This is a genomic window from Pseudomonas sp. NPDC089996 (genome assembly GCF_044748405.1).
Classification (GTDB): Bacteria; Pseudomonadota; Gammaproteobacteria; order Pseudomonadales; family Pseudomonadaceae; genus Aquipseudomonas.
The window spans coordinates 254,506-278,976 of sequence record NZ_JBIVGA010000008.1; the positions used below are offsets into that span (position 1 = coordinate 254,506).

The window sequence follows — 24,471 nt, forward strand, 5'->3', positions numbered from 1 at the left end:
CGGCGCCCTTCTCAGGGCATGCTCGACATCTCCGACTGAATGGTCAGTGTTCGGACGTCTGAAATTCGAAAACAGCCACTAGTAAAGTCAAAAAAACCTATGCAGTCAAATTAATGGCGCACGGCTTTTTGCGAATCTGTGGTCAAGTGAACAGATGGTATACCTTGGCAGCGTTTTTCGCCTGACGGATTTGCGTCATCTCGTCGACTATTGATTGACGCTCACCACTTGCAACGTCAATCAACTGCCCATAAACCACCAGCAACTCTTCCAGGCTAGTACGCACCGCCGCCTCATTGCTGAGCGCTTCGGCCAGCACATCATCGACACAGACACGGCACGCAAGGTCCAGCTCACCGACCGCCTGCCAGTCACGGCTGGCCAGCGCGGCCAGCAACTCGTCACGGGTCTGCTCGATACGCTCGATCACCTTGCTCATACCCCCTCCTACTGCGCGCCGATCGCGTCCCAGCCTTCCTTGACCGTGATCAGCAGGTCTCTGACCTCGTCGAGGATGGCCGGATCGTTCTGGATGTTGGCCTCGCTCAGCCGGCGCGTCATGTACAGGTAGAGGTTGTCGAGGCGATTGAGTTCGTCGGTCATGTTGTCGCGATCCAGGCCTTCACGCAGCCCGCCGATGATGCCGATGGCCTTGCCGATGGCGATACCCTTGGCGGCGATATCCTTGCGCTGCATCGCACCACTGGCCTGCGCAATGCGGTCCAGGCCGCCTTCCATCAACATTTGCACCAGACGATGCGGGCTCGCCTCGGAGGTCTGCGCCTGGGCGCCAATCTTCTGGTACTGCCGAAGGGCTAACATTGGATTCATGGGTACCTCGTCACTACGGGGTTGCTGTATGACCGGGCTATCGGCGCGGCGTCAAAAAACTTTAGGGAGAATACAAAAAGCCCGACAGAGCGTCACGCGCTGCCGGGCTTTTGGCACTGACCTGAGCCGTCACGCCCTGTCAGGAATTCTTCTGCTGGGCGGCCATGGCTTCGAAAATCGACAGCACGCTGTCCCGCTGGGAGTTCAACTGGCCCACCAGGGTGTCCATGTTGTTGTACTTCTTGGTCAGCGAAGCTTCAAGGTCCTTGATGCGGGCATCCAGCGAGCTTTGCTCCAGGCTCAGGCTCTTCTTGGTCGCCTCGAGCGACTTGTTGCGCTCATCCAGTACGCCACCGGACGCAGAGAACGGCTCCATGGCCTTGGTCATGCGATCAAGCAGGCCACCATCGCCATTGAACAGGTTCTGGACCTCGCCACCGAGCTTCTGATCGTCGATCGCCTTGGTGAACTTGGTGCTGTCGAATTCCAGCAGGCCGGTCCCCTGGACGGTATTGATGCCCAGCTGCGAGAGCACGCTGAGCTGCCCCGAACCATTGGTGCCCGGCACCACGAGCTCGTTGCGCAGTGCCGTCAGCATGCCGCGCACCGCAGGGTCGCCCGACAGTGCAGGGGTGTTCCAGGTGCCGTCTGCGGCCTTGGTCGAAACGCTGACGTTGTTGATGGTACCGACCAGCGCGTTGTAGGCATCGACGAACGACTGCACCGACTTCTTCAGGCCGTCGGTGTTCGCAGTCACGGTGATGGACACCGGCGACAGCGTTTCGGTCTTGGACAGCAGCTCGAAGGTCATGCCGCTGATGGCGTTGTCGACCTTGTTCGACTTGCTGGTGAGCTTCATGCCGTCGATTTCGAACTCGGCATCCTTGGCCAGCTCGCCGACGCGACCGGCACCACCGGCATCGGTCATCGCCGCCGAAGGATCGATGGTCATGACGCCCGAGACGGAGATATCCGAACCCTCGCCCATGGTCTCGGAGCTCAGCACCAGGCGCGAGCCGGTACCGTCGTTGACGATGTTGGCCGTGAAGCCCTTGGAGGTAGCCTGGGCGTTGATCGCGTCACGGGTCTGCTGCAGCGTGGCATTGGCCGGAATGGTGACGTCGACCGCGGTGCCATTCTGGGTCAGCGTCAGGGTGCCGCCACTGGCGGACACCACCGAACTGCTGTCCGTATAGCGCTCACTGGCCACGCGCGAAGCCGTCGCCAGCTGCGAGACCTGGATCGAATAGTTGCCGTTGACTGCCGTGCTGCCGGCCGTGGCCTTGACATACTTGTCGTTGGAAGTAGCCGCCACAGAGCCGATGAACGCCGGGTTGGCGCTGTCGTTGAGCTTGTCCAGCGCCGTCTTGTAGGCCGTCAGCGCGCTCTTGAGGCTGCCCACCGCCGAAATCGAAGCGGTGTTCGCCGAAGTACGGCGATCGAGCTGGCCCTGCTTGGGGGTTTTTTCGGCATCAACCAGGGCCTTCACAATGGCCGTAGTATCGAGACCGGAACCCAGCCCCAAACTCGGTAGAATTGGACTTGCCATTACATCCTCCTTTTCTGGTTGACGCCGGAAGCTCAGGCGCTACATCTGCAGCCGCGCAACCGTTCAATTGACCTGTAGGCGGTCAGGCTTTCTCGTCGAAGAGCAGACTGTTGACATCATGCAGACTGCGGGCCAGCTCCAGCGCGGTTTCCGACGGGATCTGACGGATCACCTCGCCGCTGTCGCGGGCAACGACCTTGACCACCCACGTACCGGTGGAATCATCCACCGAAAATTCCAGGTTGCGCTGCAACGACTGGACGAAATCCTGTATTTCCTTGACGGCCGAGTGTAGCTCGACCTCGCTCTTCGGAGCGTCTTGCTGCACGGCCTTGCGGGCTTGCCCGGCAGCCTTGTCAGCCGCTTCATCCTTCTGGATGCTGGCGACTACCGATGACATCTGATACGACGGGCTCGACTTGACGCTTATGTCCATCGCACTTCACCTCTGAAAGTAAAAAGCGAGAGAGTGCGCATGCACCCCCTCGCTAGACTGCATCGCGCTATTACTGAAGCAGTTTCAGTACGGCGGATGGCAGCTGGTTGGCCTGGGACAGGACGGCGGTCGAAGCTTGCTGCAGGGTCTGCTGCTTGGTCAGCTGAGCGGTTTCTGCGGCGAAGTCGGTGTCCTGAACACGGCCCATGGCGGCAGCCGAGTTCTCGTTCATGCTCTGCAGGTTGTTGATGGTCGACTGGAAGCGGTTCTGGATGGCACCCAGGTCCGACTTCTTGTTGTCAACGGTCTGCAGGGCGGCGTCGATCGCGGTGATGGCGGCGTCAACCGAGGTGTGAACGGCGGAGTCCGAAGTACCCGAGATAGCCAGGGTACCGGTGCCGACGCCCAGGGTCGAAGCTGCGAACGACGAGGTCATCGAAACGCTCAGGATCTGGCTGGTGCCAGTCATCGCGCCAACCTGGAACTCCATGGTGCCGGCGGTGCCGTTCAGCAGCTGCTTGCTGGTACCGTAGGTGGTGGAGGTAGCGATACGGGTCAGTTCGTCGGACTTGGCCGCGAATTCCTTGTTCAGCGCTGCGCGTTCAGTGGTGCCGTTGGAGTCGTTACGCGACTGCAGGGCCAGCTCACGCATACGCTGCAGGATGTTGGTCATTTCCGACAGAGCGCCTTCAGCGGTCTGGGTGATCGAGTTACCGTCGTTGGCGTTCTTGATCGCAACGGTGGTACCGGTGACCATGGTCTGCAGCTTGTTGGCGATCTGCTGGCCAGCGGCGTCATCCTTGGCGCTGTTGATGCGCAGGCCGGAAGACAGGCGGGTCATCGAAGTGCTCAGTGCGTCGGAAGCTTTGTTCAGGTTCTTCTGCACGCCCAGCGAAGTGGTGTTGGTGTTTACGGTTAAAGCCATGACGAATTCCTCGTTGGATGGATACTGCGGCTTCCGGCCCTGGCATCCGCCGGGTGTGGCCTAGAGAACCTTCGTAATGGTTATCGTCGGGTTTGCACGTTGCTTTAGGGGTTTTCCAAAAAAAAATGCCATCACGGCGCCACCCCTTGTAAACCGTGCCTTGCGGCCCTGCCCTGCGGCGTGATGGCCGCAGGCCGAATGTGACGAGAATCACACTTCAGTGCAAAGGGGCCTGCTCGATCAGGTGCAGCAATTCGTATTCGAGGTAGTCGGCCAGCGCCAACCAGTCCTGGCGCTGCTGCGCATCGAGCATGGCCTGCAGCACCACAGCGCCCGCCTGGGGCTCGACCAGCGGCAACACCCCGTCAAACAGCTCGACCATGCGCAGCGCCCCTTCCACGTCCCGCCCCAGACGGAACAGCGCGGCGCACGCGCGGGCCGCAGCACAGTGCCTGGCAGCATTCATGGGCAGAACTCCGGGTCGAAGCCGGTGCCGGCGATCAGCGCGCCCGCCCGGCTGGTGTTGTCGAAGCGCACCTCGGGATGTCGCGCGATGAAGCGCTCCAGCTCGATCAGGTAGCCACGGAAGTTCAGTTGGGTACGCACGCGCTGCCCCTTGCCATCCAGCACCCAGTGACGCGCCGCCGAAACCGCCGGGCCAAGCACGCCATCGTCCCAACCGGTGTGAGTGCGGTCGCCCGGGAAGGCAAAGTCGGCACCGAACAGAATGACGCGCCTTGCCCCCATCTTCACTGCCAGGTCCGCCGCCGGGTGGATCACGCTGCCGCCCACGAACAGTTCGGCACGCGGTATCGCCTCACGCACGCGGGCATACAGGGCGCTGCCGGAATAGGCGCTGTAGCGGGGCCCGCGCCAGTTACCGAGCAGCTCGACGTCCAGCATCGGCATGTACACCAGGGCGGTCGCAGCCGAATCGTCCGGCGGCAGGTGATGGATGCGGATCTTGTGATCGACGCTGACCACGATGTCCGGCTGGACCCCGGCACGCAGCAGCGGCAGGTAAGCGGTGTCGACGCAGATGAACAGGGGCCGCTCAGCCTGCGCACGCACCTTGGCCAGCGCCGGCAAGTGCCCGGCCAGGCTCGGGCCGGTGGCGATCACGAAGCAGTCACGCCCGGGCTGGGTATCGAACAGCGCGGCCACGTCAGGGTCCTGACGCAACAGCGGCAGGCTGTCTTCGAGCAGCTTCTGCAGACGCGGGTCGGCCACATCGAAAGCGCGGTTGTTGTCCGCCAGGTGGGCCTCGCTGATGAGCCGATCACGGATCTTCGCGTTGGCCTCATCAGCCAGCACCAGCTCTGAGGGCAAGGCAAAGAACGGCAGGGCAATTTCCGTGCTGTCACCGGCGTAGGCCAACTCGACCCGGGGGTCGGCCAGCCAGTCGGACTGATCGAGCAGTTGCAGCACCAGGTGGAACAAGGCGCCATTGAGCAGGTACACCTGCAGCCGGGCGAGCCCTGCCCGCTCCAGCAGCACGCGCTGCAGGTCACCCAGGCCAGTGCCGTAGAGATGGAGAGTGGAACTGCCCGCCGGCAGACCTTGCGCCTGCAGGCGCGCTTCGGCGAGCCGGTCGTGACGGCTGGTGAGCTGGATGCCGGCGACGCTCAGGGTCGACCCCAGGCCCTCCACCAGCTCGACCTCCAAGGCCTCGCCCGCTTCGCCCTGCAGGCGCTCGAACAGCGCCGGCCAGCGGCTTTGCAACACCTCAGCGTTACGCTGGAAAAACGCGCTCATGGGTTGAGCTTCCCTTGCCTGCGAAACACCGAAGGGTAACCTACTGCCGGGGTTTATTCAGCCTTGTACAGAATGGCCGAGCCCCACGACAGGCCAACGCCGAAGCCGCTGATGGCCACCCGCTTCCAGCTGCCGTCGAACATGTGCTTCTGCAGCAGCAACGGCACGCTGGAGGATACGGTGTTTCCGGTCTCCAGCATGTCCTTGACGAACTTGTCGGCCTGGGACTTCTCCGGGTCTTCCTCGAAGCGCCGTGCCACGGCATCGACGATCGCCGCGCTGCCCTGGTGGATGCAGAAGGCGTCGATGTCGCTGTTTTCCAGGCCCGACTCGCCCAGCAGTTCATGCAGGTGCGCCGGTACCTTGATCAGGGCGAAGTTGAACACCTGGCGACCGTTCATGTAGAACTCGCCATCGGTCACCTTCAGGTGCGGTGCGCCGGCGCCATCGGTGCCGAACTTCGCCTTGCCCAGCTGCCAGGTGGCGTCTTCGCCCATCCAGGTGGCGGTGGCGGCGTCGCCGAACAGCATGGTTGTATTGCGGTCGTCCGGGTTGACGATCTTCGAATACGGGTCGGCCGTCACCAGCAGGCCGTTCTTCAGGCCGGCAGCTTCCATGAAGCCTTTGAGCGCATAGATACCGTAGACGTAGCCGGAGCAACCCAGCGAGATGTCGAAGGCCGCGACATGGGTCGGCAGGCCGAGCTTGTGCTGGACGATGGCAGCGGTGTGCGGCAAGCCTTCTTCGTCGCCATTCTGGGTAACGACGATCAGCGCATCGATCGACTCGCGCTTGAGCTGCGGGTTGGCGGCGAACAGGTTGTTGACTGCCTCCACGCACAGGTCGGACGTTTCCTGCTCATCGTCCTTGCGTGGCAGGAAGCTCGCGCCGATCTTGCCGAACATGAACTCTTCGTCCTTGCCGAATTTCGCGCCTTGCACATAGTTGTCCAGGCCGGAAGCGGGCACATAGCTCGCGATGCTTTTAATGCCGATCATCATGGCTTCCCAAAAAATAACAGCTCGATACCGCCGCCCGGATGACTCGGGCAGCGCCAGAATAAGGGATCTGCCGCCGGGTGGACCAGGCGACAGGTGGGCAGGCAAGCGACGATTGGCACGCCAGCCCCATTAACGGTTACAGAGGGAGATGCCCGCTCTGACCGATAGGTCACGAATATTTCCAGACAATCGCACATTTTGCCTGGGTGCGTCACCTCGGCAATGCAGTTGATGCCAAGGGATCTGGACGGCCATGCGGCTCTTGGCGGGTAGGCCCGCTGCCGTATTCAGTCGAGCAGCGACCAGTCCAGCGCCGTGCCACGCGTGAGCGGCTGCCGGGCCTTGCGCCCAAGTACCGCGTCCAGATGCCCTGGCGCCAGCCCCAGCCCGGGGCGGATGGCGCGCACATTGCCAAGGTCGAAGACCTCGCCTTCGGCCATGTCGCGCACCACATACAGCGAGCGCCGGAAGCGCCGCGAAGCCTGCTCGGCTTCGGTGGCACCATAGAACACCCGCCCCAGCGCCTGCCAGCCGCGTTCGGTTTCCTGCACCAGCGCGGCCATCTCCCCGGGCTCCAGGGAGAATGTCGCATCCACGCCACCTTCGCTGCGGTCGAGCGTGAAATGCTTTTCCACCACCGTGGCTCCCAGCGCCACGGCCGCCACGGCCACACCGACCCCCAGCGAGTGGTCCGACAGCCCGACCTGGCAACCGAACAGCTCGCGCATATGCGGGATGGTCAGCACGTTGCTGTTGTGCGGGCTGGCCGGGTAAGTGCTGGTGCACTTGAGCAGGACCAGGTCACGACACCCGGCCTCCCGCGCCACCTGCACGGTGCGCTCGAGTTCCGCCAGGCTGGCCATGCCCGTGGAGATGATCAGCGGTTTACCCGTGGCCGCCACCTTGCGGATCAACGGCAAGTCGGTGTTCTCGAAGCTGGCGATCTTGTAGGCCGGCACATCCAGGCTTTCCAGGAAGTCCACCGAGGTCTCGTCGAACGGCGTGGAGAAAGCCAGCATGCCCAGCTCCCGGGCCCGCTCGAAGAGTGGCCGATGCCATTCCCAAGGGGTGTGGGCCTTCTGGTACAGCGCGTAGAGCGACGAACCCTGCCAGAGGCTATCCGGGTCGGCTATGAAGAACTCGCCTTGGGCCAGGTCCAGGGTCATGGTGTCGGCGGTGTAGGTCTGCAACTTCAGTGCATGGGCACCCGCCGCAGCGGCCGCCTCGACGATCTGCAGCGCACGCGCCAGCGACTGGTTGTGATTGCCGCTCATCTCCGCGATCACCAGCGGTGGCTGGTCCGCGCCGACTCGGCGGTGGCCGATGTTGAAACTGTCCATGGGCTACTCCTGGAATACCCGTTCGAATGCGCACGGCGCCTGCACGAAGCCGGCCCCCGTGAATAATTGCAATGACGCCTGATTGTCGGGCAATACCTGGGCCTCGATCGCCAGCAGGTCCGGCCAGTGTTGACGTGCGCAGGCCTCGCCACGGCCGAGCAGAGCCCTGCCCCAACCCAGGCCGAAACGCCCCGTGAAGAGGTACAGCGACACCCGCGCACGCTGGCCCGGCAGGCGGTCATAGCGCACGCTGCCGACCGGCCCGTCGGCGCTCTCGGCGATCAGCAGCAGGCGCTGCCGGTCGGCCAGGATCGCCGCCAGCCAGGCTTGATGCTCGGCCCAGTGCAGCGCTTGCCCCTGTTGTGAACGGCGCCGGACCTCGGGCGCATTGCGCCCGTCGAACAACAGCCGGGCATCCTCGAGGCGCGCCGGGCGCAGTGCCAGCTGCTCACCCAGCAGGGCGACAGCCACCCGCTGCGCACCGCGGCCATCGACCAGCGCACGGCTGCGCTCGGCGAAGCTCTGGCGCAGGGCCTGGTTGTTCAGCAGCAAGGCTGTTGCCTGGCGCAGCGCCAGCATGTCGACCTGCCCGGCCTCACCCAGGTACAGGTGCATGCCGGCCCGGGCCATGGCCTCTGCACCGGCCCGCTGGTTGTCGGCCACGCTCACGCACAGGCTCGGCAGGCCCAGCGCGGCGCGCTCCCAGGTCGTGCCGCCAGCGGCACCGATGAACAGGTCTGCTGCTGCCATCCGCAGCGGCATGTCGTCGACAAAATCGTGCAGATCCCACCCCGCGCGCCCTGCGCACAACTGGCGCAGCGCCTCCCGGTGGGGGTGCCCGAGCCCGGCGATGCAGGTCACTTGCAGTCCGTCCAGCCCGGCCAGCGCCTGCAGGGTCCGCGGCAGCATACCGGCCACATCGAAACCGCCGAAGCTGACCAGCACCCGGTGCGCCTGCCGGGGTGGCGAACTTGCCGGCACCTGGAACGCCGGCCGGACCAGCGCGTAGCGTGGCCCCAGCAAGCACCGACAGGCTGCCGTCAGCCGGGGCGTGTAGCGCGCTTCGCTGGCGCCGAAATTCTGATCCAGCAGCAGGTCGGCCGCGTGGTCGCGGTCGGCCAGGTCATCGATGACCGCGATGCGCCGGGCGAAGGCACGGGCAGCCTGCTCCCAGCGCGCATCCAGTGCGTAATGGTCGACGATCACCCAGTCGAACCACGCATCGGCCGGCAACACTGCACGCAGCGCGACGATGTCCGCCGCCCAGCATGCGGTGCCCGGCGCCTGTTCGGGCTGCGGCCAGGCGAAGACCTCGAAGCCCTCCTGTTCGATGGCCGCTCGGCGATGGCCATCGAGCAGGCAGCAGGCAAAACTGACCTGCGCCCCTTGTTCACGCAGCGCCTGGGCCAGCGTCAGGCAACGTGCTGTGTGACCGACACCGATGGATGAAGACGCGTCCGCCCGCAGCAGCACCTTCATGAGTCCAGCTCCCCTCCCGCCTTGAGCGCCGCGTACAGGTACTGCGCGCGCAGCCAGTCGTCTTCGGTGTCGATGTCCTGCACCAGGTGCCGGGGAATGATCACGGGCAGGCTGCGCTCGGAATACAGCACCTCGTTGTGCAACCAGGCCTCCACCCGCCCCCAGTAGAACTGGCCGGCATCCTGATAGGCCGGCGCCAGGTCCTGCGAACGGGTTTCGCGGAACTGCGGATTGAGGGGGACCAGCGCACCCTCGGCGTCCAGCGTCAGCGCCCGCTGCACCGGGAAGCCGAAACCGCTCACCGAAAAGGCGAAGGACCGCTCAGGGTGCTGCCGCAACAACGCCAGCCCCTCAGCCAGATAGCGCTGCTGCAGGAAAGGCGCAGTGGCGTAGATGCAACAGGCATGGGTCAGTTCCTGGCCCTGCCCGGTCAGCACCTCAAGGGCGTGGCTGACCACCGCATGGGTGGTGGCATGGTCGTCGGCCAGGTGCGCGGGCCGGCGAAACGGCACATGCGCACCATGCTCCCTGGCCACTGCCGCGATATCCGCGTCGTCCGTGCTGACCACCACCTGATCGAACAAGCCACTGGCGAGTGCCGCGCGGATCGAATGGACGATGATCGGCAGCCCGGCAAAGCTTTTGAGGTTCTTGCTCGGGATGCGTTTGCTGCCACCACGGGCCGGGATGATCGCGACGTTACTTTCCCTGCGCTCAGTCATGGCGGCGCCCTGCCGGCAGCTGCAGCAGCCTGCCCAGGCTGTCGACCACGTGATCTTGCTCGGCCTCGCTCAAGTCCGGGTACATCGGCAGGCTCAGGGCGCCTGCGTAATAGCCCTCGGCCTGCGGGAAATCCCCGGGTTTGAAACCCAGCTCGCGATAATAGGGCTGCAAGTGAATGGGGATGTAATGCAGATTGACCCCGACCCCGGCAGCCCGCATTCCGTCGAAAACTTCCCGGTGCGAGCGCTGCAGGCGATCGCCCTGCAGGCGTATCACGAACAGGTGCCAGGCGGATTCGGCCTCCGGCTGTGGCGCCTGAACGCTCACCGGCAAGTGCGAGAGCAAGTGCTGGTAGCGTGCCGCCAGTGCCCGACGACGCTCCAGGAACTCATCCAGCCGCGCCAGCTGGGAAAGCCCCAAGGCAGCTTGCAGGTCGGTGATACGGTAATTGAACCCCAGATCGAGCTGCTGATAGTACCAGGCGCCATGGCTTTCTTCGGTCATCTGGCCTGGGTCGCGGGTAACCCCGTGACCGCGCAGCAAGCGCAGGCGCTGGGCCAGGTCGGCCCGGTTGGTGAGGACCATGCCGCCTTCGGCCGAGGTAATGATCTTCACCGGGTGAAAACTGAACACGGTCATGTCGGCGAACTCGCCACTGCCAACGGCCACACCCGCGTAACGCGCGCCGACCGCGTGGGCCGCATCCTCGATCAAGGTAAAGCCATATTGTCGGGCCAACGCCTTGATCGAACGCATATTGGCGCTTTGGCCGGCAAATGCCACGGCGACCACCACCTTGGGCAGGCGCCCCTGCAGGGCGGCCTGCTCGAGTTTCTGCGCAAGCGCTGCGGCATCAAGGGCCCAGGTATGTGGGTCGATGTCGACGAAATCGACGCCGGCCCCGCAGTAACGGCCACAGTTCGCCGAGGCGACGAAACTGATGGGGGTTGTCCACAGCCAGTCCCCGCTGCCCAACCCAGCGGCCAGGCAAGCCAGGTGCAGACCGGCGGTGGCGTTAGACACCGCCACGGCGTGGCCTGCGCCACAGCGCTCGGCGATGGCCTGCTCGAAGCGTTCGACCATCGGCCCCTGGGTCAACCAGTCGGACTGCAACACCTCGACCACTGCGCCGATATCAGACTGATCGATACTCTGCCGGGCATAGGGGATCACGCCAGCATCCCTGTCGTGGAGCGGAGCTTGAAAATGGACTTGTCGTCGAACATACGTCGATCCTAGGGGCGGCGCCATCGACTGACGATGACGCCCGGTTGCAGGGTCAGGCGGGCGCGCAGCCTACAAATTTCTGACTCGCGCGCGCTGTATCGCAGCTCGAAGCAAGATACAGGCCAGCCCCCGCACCCCGCCGCTTCAGACGATCAGTGCGACCCAGTCCAGGGACGCCTTGGCGGGGCTCAGCTGCTGGTTCTGGACCGCACCCTGCCACTGCGCCGACCATTTGGCGCTCAGTGCAGCCAGCGCCGCCGGGTCCGCGGCCACCACGCCTGGGTGGATCACCTGCACCTGCGGGGTCCAGACTGTCAGCAAGCCGGCTGCGGCGGCTTTCAGGCACAGGTCGACATCGCCAAAGGCCTGGGCGAAGGTGGTTTCGTCCAGGCCCCCAAGGGCCTGGAACACCTCGTTGCGGACCATCAGGCAGCTCGCCGAGACCGCCGGACGGTTCTGCTCGACGGCCAGCCGGTTCAGGTAACCCGGCGCAGTGGCCGCCTCGCCAGCGAATGCCGGCGTGACTGCACCTTCGGCATCCAGCAGCAAGCCAGCCTGGGTGAGCTTGCCACCGGCATCCAGCAGCTTGCCACCGACCACGCCCACCTCCGGGCGCTGCGCCTGGTTCAGCAGCGCCTCGATCCAGTTGGCATTGACCACTTCGGCATCCGCCGCCAGCAGCACCAGGTAGTCGCCCTTGGCCTCGGCACTGGCAGCGTTGCACAGCGCCGCCGGGCTGAGGCGCTCGGCACTTTGCAGCACGCGCACCTTGCCGCCACCCTGCTGTTGTTGCGCCAGCCATTCGAGCAGCTGTGGCGACTGGCTGGCGTTGTCGGCGATCAGCACCTCGTAGCGCGCATAGCGGGTGCGCTGCAGGATGCTCTTCAGGCAGCGCTGCAGCGCGTCCAGGTTGTCCTGGCTGCGCAGCAGGATGCTCACCAGCGGCCGTTCGACGTGGCGGTAGTCGATGCGCAAGGTGCCGGCTACCGGAGTACTGACCTGGGCCTTGTAGCCACGGCTCGCCAGATGCCGGACCAAGGCCTGACGGGCATGCTCGCTGGTCGCGGCCTGGGGTGCCGGGGTAATCAGCAACGGCTCGTCGAGGTGGGCCAGGCCATTGAGGCCGCCCTGCTCGATCAGGCGCAGCAGCAGGTCGAACTCCAGGGCCTGGTCGTACTGCTTGTCGAACCCGCCGGCTTCCACCAGCACTTCCCGACGCAGCAACCAATGGCGCGCCATCAGCGCCGGGTTGGTCTGCAGCAGGTCCAGGTTGACCCCCGGACGCAGCAGTTCCCGCCAGACGCCATCGGCCTGCTGCTGGATCTCGTCGACCGCGACCGCACGGCAGTCCGGCGTATTGAGCAGTTCGAGGCTGGCGCGCAACAGGCCGGTCGCCGTGAAGCGATCACCGGCCTCGGCCAGCAGCAGCCATTCGCAAGAGGACTGCCGGGCGAGCTGGTTGATGCGCTCGACATAGTCCTCGCGGCTGACCTTGATGAAATGCAGGGTGTTGTGCAGCGAGGTGGCCATCGGCGGCTCGCCGGTGGTGAAGACCACGATCCGGAACGCTTTGCTCAGCCCGGCCAACAGGCTGTCGAACGTGTCCTGCAGCGCGGCCTGATTGTTGTCCAGGTCCAGCAGCAGGATGCCGAACTGCGGGCCGCCCTGGTGCAGCGCCAGGTGTTCATCGATGGCGGCCAGTGCAGTCGCATCCGGCTTGCGTGCCTCCAGCCAGTCGAGCAGGCGGCCCGACGGCATGCTGCCGAGCAGTTCGCGACCGCTCTGCTGCAGCACGCCTTCCAGTCGCGCCAGCCAGGCGAACAGTGCCTCGCTCTCTTCCACCTCGCCGTTGTCGCGCAGGTGCCCGGCCAGGCGCCGTACCACCTCGCGGTTGAAGGCATTGAGCGCCAACGCAGCCCAGAGGCGGGAACCGACGGTGCCCGGGGTGTCGTTGGCCTGCGCCTGCAACAGTTGCTCCTGGCGCAGCAGCAGAGGCTCCAGTTGCTGCAACTGCAGGCGCCCGGCAGGCATGGCATGGATCAGGAATTCGAACGCGGTGAGCTTGTCGAAGAACGCCTGGTTGTAGAACGGCATCTCGACATACTGGGCCGGCTCGAAGGTGCGTACTGGCGGCTGCAGCGGGTCGGTCCAGCTTGACCCCCAGACCAGGTCCAGGGCTACTGCACGGCCCTTGAACAGGCCGTCGGCCATGGCGGCAAAGCTGTCCAGGGCCAGCTGGCGCCGCGCCGCATGGTCCAGCCCCTCGATCGCGGTCGGCAGGCCGGCGAGGAAGTCGGCGAACTGTTCACGCTCGGCCACCGACTTGGCATCGGTGAAGGCCAGCACGTGGATGACCTCGGTCTGGTGCTCGGAAACCCCGTAATTGGTTTCACGCACGGCATAGGCGATCGGCAGGATCCGCGCCTTGGCGTTGGTCAGCAGGAAGTAGGCATGGCCGATTTCCTGCCACTCGAAGTTGGTGCCCTCGGGCAGCAACGCGAACCACTGGCGCAACAGCGCGGTGCGGGTGACGGCGAAAAACGGCGGAATGAACTCGCCCATGTAGTCCAGCAGGCGCTGTTCGGCACGCGGTGCGTCGTAGTCTTCACGGACCTTCTTGTTGCGCCGGTAGTAGTTCACCTGAGTGGCTTCGGCCAGGTAGTTGAGGCAGTAGCCATGGCACATGCCGTAGTCTGGGTTGGCGTCGAGGAAGTCCAGCGACTGGTTCAGCCCGTCGAACAGCAGGAAGTCGTCATCGGCGGCAAAGGCCATGAACGGCGTGCTCACCCGGTTCACGCCATAGGTCAGTTTGGCCTGGAAGCCCATGTAGGAAAACTGTGGCAGGTGCAGGTATTCGACGCCCGGGTAGCAGGCGGCCACCGCCTCGGCCGATTCGGTCGAGGAGTCCAGCACGAGGATCGAGCACGGGTAGTCGCTGTAGTACTGCAGCGTGCGCTGCAGGAACGCCGGCCGGTTGTGCGTCATCAGTACCAGCGTGAACCGCTCGCGCAGCTTGGCTGCCTGGTCTGCCGCGAAATTGCCTTGCATAGTCTTCACCACCATTGGCGTTGCCGCCGAAGAAATCGAACCGTTGTTGAGTGTCTCAGCGAACCCGGCGCAGGTAGCCGTCCGGCGCCACGGTGACCAGCAGCTTGTTCTGCAGCTGGTAGTCGATCTCGAAACTGTCGTTGCCCTTGAGGTACTCCCAGACCGCAGTCTTGGGGTTGTCGCCATGGCCCCACGGGCGGTCGGGGAAGAAGTCGGCCGGCATGTCCTCGACCACGGTGTCCATCACCACGCAGTAGCTGCCCACAGCCACCAGCGGGGCATACAGCTCAAGCTCCTTGAGCACGTGCGCGTGGGTGTGGTTGGAGTCGAGCACCACGATGACCTTCTTGCCTTCGGCAATCGCCTTGACCTGCGCGGCGATGCCGGCGTCGATGCTCGAGCCTTCGATCATGCGCACGCGCTTGCTCATCGGGTGCGCCTCGATGGCCTCGCGGTTGTGCGGGCGGATGTCGATGTCGATGCCCAGCACTTCGCCATGGCCCTGCAGCTCCAGCAAGGAGGCGTAGTAAAGAATCGAACCGCCGTGGGCAATGCCGCACTCGATGATCAGGTCCGGCTTGACCTGCCAGACGATCTCCTGCATCGCCATCATGTCCTGGGGCAGCTGAATGATCGGCCGGCCCATCCAGGAGAAGTGGTAGGTGTACTTGTGCGCAGCGGACTGGTTGAAGAAGTCACGGGACACTTGCTGCAGCGCCTGGTCTTCACCCTGGGCGGCGATTTGCGCGGTGCATTCGGCTTCGAAGGCCTTGATCGGCGAGTCGGTCATTGTGCGGTCTCGGTTGGCAGGTGGGTGAAATCGGCGCTGTCGACGGCGTGGTAGGTGAAGCGGCCGTCGGTCATGCGGCGGATTTCCTCGAGGTAGTTGGAATTCATCACGAACAGGTGCGCACCGTCAGGCAAGGCGGCCAGCGCTTCTTGCGGCGAGCTCACCCGGGCGCCGCTGAGCGGCAGGTAACGGCCCTGCTTGGCCGGGTTGATGTCGATCACCCAGTCCACCGGCGCGCCGGCACGTTGCAGGAACAGCGAATAGATCACGCCTTTGGACGACGCCCCCCAGATCGCCGAACCGCGCCCGGCATCGCGCTGCACGATGCTCACGGCGTGGTCCAGGCTGGCGCTGAAGTCGACGGGCAGGGTCAGTGCGGGCACCGGCTGCAAGGTCGCACGCAGGCTGGCGAGGTCGGCGACGATATACAGGTATTGGCCATCGAACAGGTGGCCGGCTTCGGCGACCGTACCGAACAGGCGGCGCAGGTCATCCAGGCGGAAGTAATTGACGTGCTCGTAGAACAGGTCGAACCAGGCCTTGTGCTCGATGATCCAGTCCAGGCACGGCACTTCGATGTAGATCTGCCCTGCCCCGCCGTTGGCGTCGGCGATGGCGGCGAGGAACGCCACCGGGTCCTGGATGTGCTCGAGCACATGGCGCAGCACGATGCCCTCGGCCCGACGATTCAGCTCGCGGGTGAACGGCGCCTTGACCACATCGGGGTTGTCGCCCTCGTAGGCCGGGTCGATGCCGGTGACGGCATAGCCACGCTCGCGCAGCAGTTCGAGGAACCAGCCCTTGCCACAGCCGACCTCGATCAGGCTGCGGCCCCTGAAGTGCCGGGCGATCACGCCCTCGACGTCATCCAGGTGGCGCTGGAAGCGCGCCGAATGGCCCTGTTCGTTCTGGTAGTCGCTGTCGTAGCTGAGCTTGTCGGCATCGAAGGCGTCGTTGTAGACCAGGCCGGTGTGGCCATCCTGCACCAGGCACATGTCGGCGCTGGCCGAGGCGCGTGCCGACGCTGCGTCGGCGAAGGTGCGGTTCTGCAGCACCGGCAAGCCGGTGGCGCGGTATAACTCATGCTTCATCACAAGCCACTCCCAACAGCGCCCGCAGCTGGCGGGCATCGCCCCAGAACGCCATGGGTTCGTGGGCCGGATAGGGGTAATGCCCCAGGTTCAGCGCAATCTGCGCGCCACGCTTGGCGATATGCGCCTCGACCAGCGTGCGTACGGCTATCGGCCGACCGCTGCAGCAATTGACCACACCGTTGAAATCAGCCTGTTCGAGCAGGCCGGCAAGGTAACCGGCAGCCGTTTCGATGGGCAGGAAATCACGTAGCTGCTCCCCGCCCGACATGTCGAAATGCGGCTGGCCTGCATCGATGGCCCGGTCCAGCGCCGCCAGCAGGCTGTTGGGGTTCTGGCCTTCACCGAACAGGTAGAACAGCCGTACCCATTGCAGGGTGAACGGTTGCTGCCGGGCCAGGCTTTCGAGGAACAGGCGCAGGCTATGCTTGGCCAGGCCATAGGGGTTGCCCGGCTGGCACGCCAGCGACTCGGCCAATGCACCCTCCTGCAGGCCATATTCCAGGCAGGTACCACTGACCTGCACCTGCTTCACGCCGCTTTGCACAACGCGCCGGATGAAGCCGTAGTCGGCCATCAGGTTGTGCTCGAAGTGGAACAGACCCTGATAGTTCGGCAAGCCGGGCCAGGCCAGGTGCACCAGCGCATCGATGCCTTCGCACAGCGTGCCGACGTCCAGTTGCGGGTCGTGAATATCGGCGCGGACGAACTCGACCTGGTCGAACCAGGGCATCGCCTGGGCAGCTTGCAGGCCGCGTGCGACGGCACGCACCTGATGGCCGCGCGCCAGCAGTACGCCAACCAGGTGGCGACCGACGAACCCGGTGGCGCCGGTAACCAGCACGTTCATGGCGTTCACAGGACGGTCAGCTCCGGCACCGCAATGACGAAGCGCCCGCCCCATTCACGGACCTGAGCCTGCTGCTCGCTGACTTCCCTGAGCAGGTTCCACGGCAGCACCAGCACGTAGTCCGGCTGTTCGATGGCCAGCCGCTCGGGGGCCACCACCGGAATGCGGCTACCCGGCAGGAACTTGCCTTGCTTGTGCGGGTTGGCGTCGGCCACCCAGGCCAGCAGGTCAGGCTTGACCCCGGCATAGTTGAACAAGGTGTTGCCCTTGGCCGCCGCGCCGTAGCCGACCACACGCTTGCCCTCGGCCTTGGCCTGCAACAGGAAGCGCAGCAGCTGGTGCTTGATACGTTCGGCGGCCGGCGCCAGGGTGTTGTAGAACGCCGCCGTGGCCACCCCCACCCCCGTCTCGATTTCAAGCAGCGCGTCGACACTGGCGCAGCGTGCCTGCGGGCCGCCGGCGCGCTGGGCGAACACCCGCAGCGAGCCGCCATGGGTCGGCAGTTCGCTGACATCGAAGATCTCCAGGCCGTTGCGCTGGCACAGGGTGTTCACCGCCGTCAGCGACAGGTACGAGTAGTGCTCGTGGTACAGGGTGTCGAACTGATGCTCGGCGATCAGGCACAGCAGGTGCGGGAATTCGAAGGTGGCGACGCCATCGGCCTTGAGCAGGGTGGCGAAGCCGCGCAGGAAGTCGTTGATGTCCGGCACATGGGCCAACACATTGTTGGCCGCCATCAGGTCAGCCGACCAGCCTTCGGCCACAAGCGCCTCGGCAGCCTGCTGGCCGAAGAACACTTCGCGAATTTCCAGCCCCTTGTCACGTGCCGCCTGGGCGGTGCTGCGGGTGGGCTCCACGCCCAGGCAGGGGATGCCGCGCTCGGCCACGTACTGCAGCAAGTAACCATCGTTGGCGGCGATCTCCACCACCCGGCTCTGTGCAGTCAGGCCGAAGCGCTCGACCATCTGCGCCACGTAGTCGCGGGCATGGGCCAGCCACGAGCTGGAGTAGGAGCTGAAATAGGCGTAGTCGGCATCGAACAGCGCCTCGGCGCGGGTGTAGTCCTCGGTCTGCACCAACCAGCACTGCTCGCACACCGCGACCTTCAGCGGCACCCAGGCCTCGGCTGCCGCCAGTTGCTCGGCGCGCAGGTAGGCGTTGGACGGCGGCGCGGTGCCGAGGTCGATCAGGGGCAGGCTCAGGCAGGTACCACAGCCACGGCAATTCATGGACACACTCCGGTGAACGAGGGGACCAGCCAGGGATGTTCGGCATCCCGGGCCGACAGATTCTTGACAGCCAGCGGCCAGGTGATGGCCAGCCGTGGATCATGTACCGACAAGCCGCCCTCGCGGCCCGGGGCATAGTCGGCGCTGTGCAGGTAGAGCAGCTCGGCCTCGTCACCCAGCACCTGAAAGCCATGGGCGAACCCGGCGGGGATCAGCAGGCTGCGGCCGTCCCCGGCGCGCAGGTGTTCGGCGTGCCAGTGCAGGAAGGTCGGTGAGCCTTCACGCAGGTCGACGGCCACATCCCACACTTCGCCGCGCAGGCAGGTGATCAGTTTGGCTTCCGGGGCATCGCCGAGCTGGTAGTGCAGGCCACGCACACTGCCCTGGCCGACGGTGTGCGAATGGTTGATCTGGCGTACATGGAACGGCGCCCCCAGTGCGCCCAGACTGGTCTCGCAGAACAGCCGGGCGAACTGGCCGCGGGCGTCGCCGTGGCGCTTGTGCTGGACACTGAACAGACCGCCGAGGGGCAAGGCGTGCAATAACAGGTCAGTCACGACAGCTCCGCGTACAGGTTCAACTGCTCAAGGGTAAGGGCACGCATGTTGTCGCCACGCTGCCAGGCCAGGTGCCAGTCCAGGGTGTGCTTGAGGCACGCGTGCAGCGACCAGCGCGTGCGCCAGCCCAGCAGCTGCCGTGCGCGCGAGCTGTCCAGGCGCAGCAGGCCGGCTTCGTGCAGCTCGCTTGGCTCGACCTGCATGCCGGGGGCTTGCGGCCACTGATGGGCGAGCTGGGCAACCACCTCGCCGACGCTGCACATATCCTGCTCACCGGGCCCGAAGTTCCAGGCACCTGCATAGGCAGGCCCCTCGCGATACAGGCGCTCGGCTAGCTGCAGATAGCCGGCCAGCGGTTCCAGGGCGTGCTGCCAGGGGCGCACGGCCTGCGGGTAGCGCAGGGTTACCGGCTCACCGGCGGACCAGGCCTTGAGTACGTCCGGGATCAACCGGTCGGCGGCGAAGTCGCCACCGCCCAGCACATTGCCGGCACGCGCGGTCGCCATGGCCAGGCCGTGTTCGGCGTGCTTGTCGGCCGGGAAGAACGACGCGGCATAGGACTGCGCCAGCAGCTCGCAACAGGCTTTGCTGCTGCTGTACGGGTCGTGCCCGCCGAGGGCTTCGTTCTCGCGATAGGGCCAGGGCCATTCCTGGTTGGCATAGACCTTGTCGGTGGTCACCAGCACGCAGGCCCGCACGCCACCGACCTGGCGCATGGCCTCCAGCAGGTTGAGGGTGCCCATGACGTTGCTGGAATAGGTGCCCAGCGGGTCGCGATAGCCCTCGCGCACCAGCGGCTGCGCCGCCAGGTGCAAGACGATTTCAGGCTGCGCCGTGGCCACGGCATCGAGCAGCGCTCCAAGGTCACGCAGGTCGCCCCGCACATCGGTGATCTCGCGGCCGACCTGGGCCAGTTCGAACAGGCTGGGTTCGGTTCCCGGGTCCAGTGCGAAGCCTGTGACCTGCGCCCCCAGCTCTCGCAGCCAGAGGGCCAGCCAGCTGCCCTTGAACCCGGTGTGGCCGGTCAGCAGGACGCGCTTGCCCTGCCAGAATGCCGGGCTCAGTCCCACTGCTTCCATGGGGCCTCCCCGCTTTGCCAGAGGTGTTCCAGATGGTTCTTGTCGCGCAGCGTGTCCATCGGGTGCCAGAAGCCGTCATGCTGGAAGGCATTGAGCTGCGACGCCGCAGCCAGGCGGGCGAGTGGCTCGGACTCCCAGGAGGTCTGGTCGTCGGCGATGTAGTCGATCACCTTGGGCGAGAGCACGAAGAAGCCGCCGTTGATCCAGCCACCATCGCCGCGGGGCTTCTCGACGAAACCGCAGACTCGATCACCGTCGCGCTCCAGCGCGCCATAGCGCCCCGGGGGCTGTACGGCAGTCACCGTGGCCAGCTTGCCATGGGCCAGGTGGAAGTCCACCAGGGCGCCGATGTTCAGGTCAGAGACGCCATCGCCGTAGGTGAAGCAGAACGCTTCTTCATCTTCCAGATAGCGTGCGGCGCGGCGCAGGCGGCCGCCGGTCATGGTCTCTTCACCGGTGTCGACCAGGGTGACACGCCAGGGCTCGCTGTAGTTCTGGTGCACGTCCATACGATTGGCGCGCATGTCGAAGGTGACGTCGGAGGTGTGCAGGAAGTAGTTGGCGAAGAAATCCTTGATCGCGTAGCCCTTGTAGCCCAGGCAGATCACGAAGTCGTGGATGCCGTGGGCCGAGTACTGCTTCATGATGTGCCAGAGAATTGGCTTTCCGCCGATCTCTATCATGGGCTTGGGCTTGAGGTGGGATTCCTCGCTGATGCGCGTGCCCAGTCCACCGGCCAGAATTACCGCCTTCATGTTGTCCCCTCTTGTTCGTCACCGGCCAAGGATCGTGTGACTGCACGATTTATGGCGATATGACGGAGGGCTTGCAGGAAACGCGCCAGCTGGCGCGTTTTCGTTGCCGGCTTTGGTCAGCCCGGCATCCACCCGCTATACCAATGCTGCACATGCTCTTCACGCAGTACGTAATCCCTCAGCACTTCCTGCTTCAAGCGATCCCCCAGACGGTAGCTTTCATCCGGGTCAGCCAGGTGCATGCGAATCGCCTCCAACCACTCTGCCGTGCTGTTGGTCTTGATCCGCGTGCACGGCAAGTAGCCTTCATAGGCACGGGTATCGGTGACGATCACCGGATATCCGCAGGCCCCGTACTCCAGCAAACGCAGGTTGCTCTTGCAGTCGTTGAAGATGTGATATTCCAGCGGCGCCAGGGCCAGGTCGAGGTTCAGGCTGGCGAGCTTGGCCGGGTAGAGCTCCAGCGGCACCGGCGGATGGAACTCGCTGATGTAGGGCCGCAACGCCGGCGGGCACATGCCGAAGAACACCCATTCGACCTCGTTCGCCAAGGTCTTGACCACATCGGCAATCACCTCCAGGTCGCCGGTGTGGCTGGTGCCACCGCCCCAACCCACCCGCGGCTTGCGCGAGGCCCGGCGCTGGCTGCGCAAGCCGGTCCAGAGTGGCTCGGCCAGCATGTTCGGCATCACCCGGATATCACTGTGGGTGTCATGCAGGGCATCGGCCAAGGCCTGGGTCGAGACCACCAGCCGGTCACAGCGCTCGATCCCCCGGCGCAGCGACCGCTCCAGATCCTTGGGCGTATGCTTGAGGTGACCGTTCTTCTTCGGCACATCGATCACGTAATCGTCCAGCTCATAGATGCAGAAGCCCTTGGAGAACGTCTTGAGCCGCTCGATCTCCTTGACGAACCCTTCGGTATAACGCCCCTGCAGAATCGCCACGTCCGGCGAACAACGCTCCAGTTCGATGCTGGTGGGAATCTCGAAGTACTGCTGCTGGGTCACCCAGCCGGCCTTTTCCAGCTCCACTACCGGCTGGATCACGCGGTAATGGCCAACGGCGGTCTTGTTCATCGGCAACGCCAGCACATGGGGCAACGGCCGGCTGATGAACGGTGTCCAGGCGGCCTTCAGGCCAGGGTCCAGGCAGAAGCTGGACCCGTTCAGCGACAGGTTGATGTTGTAGGCCGGATCTCGCGCCACCACCGGCATCCAGGCGCGGAAGAAGGCCTCGTGCTGCTGCGCAAGCTGCGCCTGGCGCTCGGCCTCGCGCTGCGGATCGGCTGCCGGCGCCGCTGGCGGGTCGAGGACCAGCCGGGCGTCGGGCGTCCACACCACGAGATAGCCCGCCTGCCCCAGGCGCAGCCCCAGGTCGACATCGCTGAAGGCAAGGCTGAACACGCTGTCGTCGAGCCCGCCCAACTCCAGGAACAGCTGCTTGCGCACCAGCAGGCAGTCAGCTCCGACCACCGAGTAATTCTGCGCCACCTGCAGGCGCTGCATGTAGCCACCCGCCTCCATTGGCTCGCCCACGAACGGTGAGCCCACGGCGCCCCGCAGGCCCAGCACGCCGCCAGCATGCACGACCAGGCCGTGACCATTGCACAGCTTGGCGCCGACCGCGCCGACTTCATGGCGCTGGCCATGGCTGAGCAGGGCGTCGAGCCAATCAGGCTCGGTGATCACGGCGTAAGGGCTGAGCATCAGCAGGTAGTCACCGCTGGCATGTTGCGCGGCCAGGTTCTGCACCGCGGCAAAGCTGCTTTCCTCGCCCAGCCTCAACACCCGCAACTTGCCGCCGCCCAACTGCTCCAGGGCGGCGAGCCAGGCGTGGGTATCCGCGCCCTGGCTGGCATTGTCGACGATCAGCACTTCGTACTGCGCGTAAGCCGTGTGCTGCAGCACGCTTTCCAGGCAGCGCTCCAGTGCCGGCAACTGGTCCTGGGCACTGAGCACCAGGCTGACCAGTGGCTGCGAAGCATGCAGGTAGCGAACCTGGTTGATCGCCCCGCCGCTGTTCTGCAGCCGATAGGCCACGCCCAGGCGCTTCAGGTGCGCTTCCAGCACCTGCGGGTTTTCCGCGATGACCGCTGGCGAGGACAGCCAGGCGGCGTAGCCAAATGCACTCTCCCCCAACACTTCCGGGATGTGCTCGATGGTCTGCGGGCCGCGGCTTTCAACCAGGCGCCAGAGCAGGTCGTGGGGCGCCAGCTCGCGGTAGCCGGCAGTGAAACCACCCAGCGCGTGCAAGCCCTCGCAGGCAAACGCCAGCATGCGACCGGTGTAGGGGTAGCCGCGCATCAGGTCGAGGTTGAAGTCTGGCTTGAACACTGGCTCCACGGACTCACCATCGCGCAGGCCGCCTTCATCGCCGTAGCAGCAGGCGATCTGTGGGTGCGAGACGATCCGCTCGGCCAGCAGCATCAGGCTGAAGGCATTGAGCCGGTCGCCGGCACGCAGCAGGTAGACCCAGTCCGCACCGTCGCGCTGCTCGACCAGCGCGTTCAACTGCACGGCCCAGTCGGCCTGCAACGGCTGGCAGTCGACGTGACTGCCCAGGCCGGCCGCCAGGCGCGCACTGGACAGCACCAGGGTCGCTTCGGCGCCATAGGCCTGGCTGGCGATGCTGTCCAGGGTCACTTGCAGGGCCTGGGCATCGCCTTCGCTGTCGATCACCACCGGCACGATGCGCGGGCGCTGCGGCCAGTGCTCGCTCAGCCGCATCAACCGTGCCAGCACCAGGGGGTCCTGACGGCAGGCCAGCCACTTGGCGTACAGCTCGACAAAACTGTCGCTGTCGCTGCCCACATGGGATTCCTGGATCGCCTGCAGGCAGCGCAGGGTGTGGACCAGGAACAGGTTTTCCCACTCGCGCTGGCCATCCAGACCATCCCACTGGAAGAACTGCACCCGCACCCAGCCAGAGAACGGCTCGCGCTCGGCGACGCGGGCCGCGAACATGGCACGCAGCTGCTGCGCCTCGCCGGCCGCTGCCGCTTTGACCTCGCTCTGGCGACGCAGCTGCCCGGGATGAACCCGCTCCATGCAGTGCACCCCGGCGGTCACGGCCAACTGCCCGCGCCGCAGCAGGCACACGAACAAGACGAAATCGAGCATGGCCACAAAGCCCGGCGCCAAGGCCGGCAGCAGTTCGCGCAAATCGCTGGCGCGCAGCAGCACGCTGCTGAGGCCGCCGATAAAGTTCAGCTGGCGGGTCTCGAAAAAGTCCAGCAGGTCGTCGCCGTTGAACAAGGTATCGCCGAAGGTGACCGGGCTGGTCTCCAGGCGCTGGGGCAGGATGTGGTCTTCGGCGTCCACCAAGTGACGCCGGGACGCGACCAGGCTGATATCGCCACGGGCTTCGAACAGCCGCACCTGGCTGGAGACGCAATCGGCCATCAGCCGATCATCGTCACAGAGGAACTTGATGTAGCACCCCTGGCTTTGCTCCAGGCCCTGTTGCAGGTTGCCGGCAAAACCCAGCGGTTGCGGGTTGCGCACATAGATCAGCGGGTGACGCGCAAGGTCGCGCAGCGACTCGACCACCGATTCGATCTGCGGCCCCTGGCTGTCGTCGCAGACGATGACTTCGAGGTTGTCGTAGTCCTGCGCCAGGGCACCGACCAGGGCGGCACGGAAGAACTGCGGATTGCTGGCGGGGATGACAAGGCTGACTAGGGGGGCTTGGCTCACGAGGAAATCTCTCGACAGGTGACTGCCCGCAGAGAATTCAGAACAGTCGGTACCAGGTTGGAACGCGGCGTCGCCCCTCCCCCGTCAGGAGTAGGGCGACGCCAGCAC

The 24,471-nt window shown here is 65.1% G+C and carries 21 protein-coding genes; all 21 read right to left on the reverse strand.

What is annotated here, in order from left to right; genetic code table 11:
• Positions 1-142: 142 nt before the first annotated feature.
• Complete coding sequence (locus ACIPW4_RS16570; RefSeq protein WP_400659568.1) at positions 143-439, reverse strand: flagellar protein FliT; 297 nt, start codon at positions 437-439, stop codon at positions 143-145.
• 8 nt (positions 440-447) lie between these two features.
• A complete protein-coding gene (gene fliS, locus ACIPW4_RS16575) occupies positions 448-831 on the reverse strand; it encodes a flagellar export chaperone FliS (protein WP_400659569.1) in 384 nt (127 codons plus the stop codon).
• Between the two features lie 139 nt (positions 832-970).
• The gene (gene fliD, locus ACIPW4_RS16580; RefSeq protein WP_400659572.1) at positions 971-2,380 is read right to left on the reverse strand and encodes a flagellar filament capping protein FliD; all 1,410 of its coding nucleotides are present in this window, start codon (positions 2,378-2,380) and stop codon (positions 971-973) included.
• 82 nt (positions 2,381-2,462) lie between these two features.
• Entirely contained in the window at positions 2,463-2,816 is a 354-nt protein-coding gene (locus ACIPW4_RS16585; protein ID WP_400659575.1) for a flagellar protein FlaG, read from the reverse strand.
• A gap of 70 nt (positions 2,817-2,886) precedes the next feature.
• Complete coding sequence (locus ACIPW4_RS16590) at positions 2,887-3,741, reverse strand: flagellin domain-containing protein (protein ID WP_400659577.1); 855 nt, start codon at positions 3,739-3,741, stop codon at positions 2,887-2,889.
• 217 nt (positions 3,742-3,958) lie between these two features.
• The gene (locus tag ACIPW4_RS16595) at positions 3,959-4,207 is read right to left on the reverse strand and encodes a hypothetical protein (protein ID WP_400659579.1); all 249 of its coding nucleotides are present in this window, start codon (positions 4,205-4,207) and stop codon (positions 3,959-3,961) included.
• Complete coding sequence (locus ACIPW4_RS16600) at positions 4,204-5,496, reverse strand: motility associated factor glycosyltransferase family protein (protein WP_400659582.1); 1,293 nt, start codon at positions 5,494-5,496, stop codon at positions 4,204-4,206. The genes ACIPW4_RS16595 and ACIPW4_RS16600 overlap by 4 nt, the downstream gene beginning before the upstream one ends.
• A gap of 53 nt (positions 5,497-5,549) precedes the next feature.
• Complete coding sequence (locus ACIPW4_RS16605) at positions 5,550-6,494, reverse strand: ketoacyl-ACP synthase III (RefSeq protein ID WP_400659584.1); 945 nt, start codon at positions 6,492-6,494, stop codon at positions 5,550-5,552.
• Between the two features lie 290 nt (positions 6,495-6,784).
• Entirely contained in the window at positions 6,785-7,837 is a 1,053-nt protein-coding gene (gene pseI / locus ACIPW4_RS16610) for a pseudaminic acid synthase (protein ID WP_400659587.1), read from the reverse strand.
• Between the two features lie 3 nt (positions 7,838-7,840).
• Complete coding sequence (pseG, locus tag ACIPW4_RS16615; protein WP_400659590.1) at positions 7,841-9,316, reverse strand: UDP-2,4-diacetamido-2,4,6-trideoxy-beta-L-altropyranose hydrolase; 1,476 nt, start codon at positions 9,314-9,316, stop codon at positions 7,841-7,843.
• Positions 9,313-10,038, reverse strand: a complete 726-nt coding sequence (pseF, locus tag ACIPW4_RS16620; RefSeq protein ID WP_400659593.1) for a pseudaminic acid cytidylyltransferase — start codon at positions 10,036-10,038, stop codon at positions 9,313-9,315. Before pseF ends, pseG begins: the two co-directional genes overlap by 4 nt.
• Positions 10,031-11,212, reverse strand: coding sequence for a UDP-4-amino-4,6-dideoxy-N-acetyl-beta-L-altrosamine transaminase (pseC, locus tag ACIPW4_RS16625; RefSeq protein ID WP_400659595.1), 1,182 nt, complete (start codon positions 11,210-11,212; stop codon positions 10,031-10,033). The genes pseF and pseC overlap by 8 nt, the downstream gene beginning before the upstream one ends.
• A 198-nt stretch (positions 11,213-11,410) precedes the next feature.
• The gene (locus ACIPW4_RS16630) at positions 11,411-14,314 is read right to left on the reverse strand and encodes a TIGR00180 family glycosyltransferase (RefSeq protein WP_400659597.1); all 2,904 of its coding nucleotides are present in this window, start codon (positions 14,312-14,314) and stop codon (positions 11,411-11,413) included.
• 55 nt (positions 14,315-14,369) lie between these two features.
• Entirely contained in the window at positions 14,370-15,104 is a 735-nt protein-coding gene (locus tag ACIPW4_RS16635; protein WP_400659600.1) for a cephalosporin hydroxylase family protein, read from the reverse strand.
• Positions 15,101-16,195, reverse strand: a complete 1,095-nt coding sequence (locus ACIPW4_RS16640; RefSeq protein WP_400659602.1) for a class I SAM-dependent methyltransferase — start codon at positions 16,193-16,195, stop codon at positions 15,101-15,103. Before ACIPW4_RS16640 ends, ACIPW4_RS16635 begins: the two co-directional genes overlap by 4 nt.
• A complete protein-coding gene (locus ACIPW4_RS16645) occupies positions 16,185-17,045 on the reverse strand; it encodes an NAD-dependent epimerase/dehydratase family protein (RefSeq protein WP_400659688.1) in 861 nt (286 codons plus the stop codon). Before ACIPW4_RS16645 ends, ACIPW4_RS16640 begins: the two co-directional genes overlap by 11 nt.
• A 5-nt stretch (positions 17,046-17,050) precedes the next feature.
• Entirely contained in the window at positions 17,051-18,274 is a 1,224-nt protein-coding gene (locus ACIPW4_RS16650; RefSeq protein ID WP_400659605.1) for a methyltransferase domain-containing protein, read from the reverse strand.
• Complete coding sequence (locus ACIPW4_RS16655; protein ID WP_400659608.1) at positions 18,271-18,831, reverse strand: dTDP-4-dehydrorhamnose 3,5-epimerase family protein; 561 nt, start codon at positions 18,829-18,831, stop codon at positions 18,271-18,273. Before ACIPW4_RS16655 ends, ACIPW4_RS16650 begins: the two co-directional genes overlap by 4 nt.
• A complete protein-coding gene (gene rfbG / locus ACIPW4_RS16660) occupies positions 18,828-19,910 on the reverse strand; it encodes a CDP-glucose 4,6-dehydratase (RefSeq protein ID WP_400659610.1) in 1,083 nt (360 codons plus the stop codon). The genes ACIPW4_RS16655 and rfbG overlap by 4 nt, the downstream gene beginning before the upstream one ends.
• On the reverse strand, positions 19,892-20,665 hold the full coding sequence (rfbF, locus tag ACIPW4_RS16665; protein ID WP_400659612.1) for a glucose-1-phosphate cytidylyltransferase: 774 nt from the start codon (positions 20,663-20,665) through the stop codon (positions 19,892-19,894). Before rfbF ends, rfbG begins: the two co-directional genes overlap by 19 nt.
• 116 nt (positions 20,666-20,781) lie before the next feature.
• The gene (locus ACIPW4_RS16670) at positions 20,782-24,363 is read right to left on the reverse strand and encodes a glycosyltransferase (protein ID WP_400659615.1); all 3,582 of its coding nucleotides are present in this window, start codon (positions 24,361-24,363) and stop codon (positions 20,782-20,784) included.
• Between the last annotated feature and the right edge of the window lie 108 nt (positions 24,364-24,471).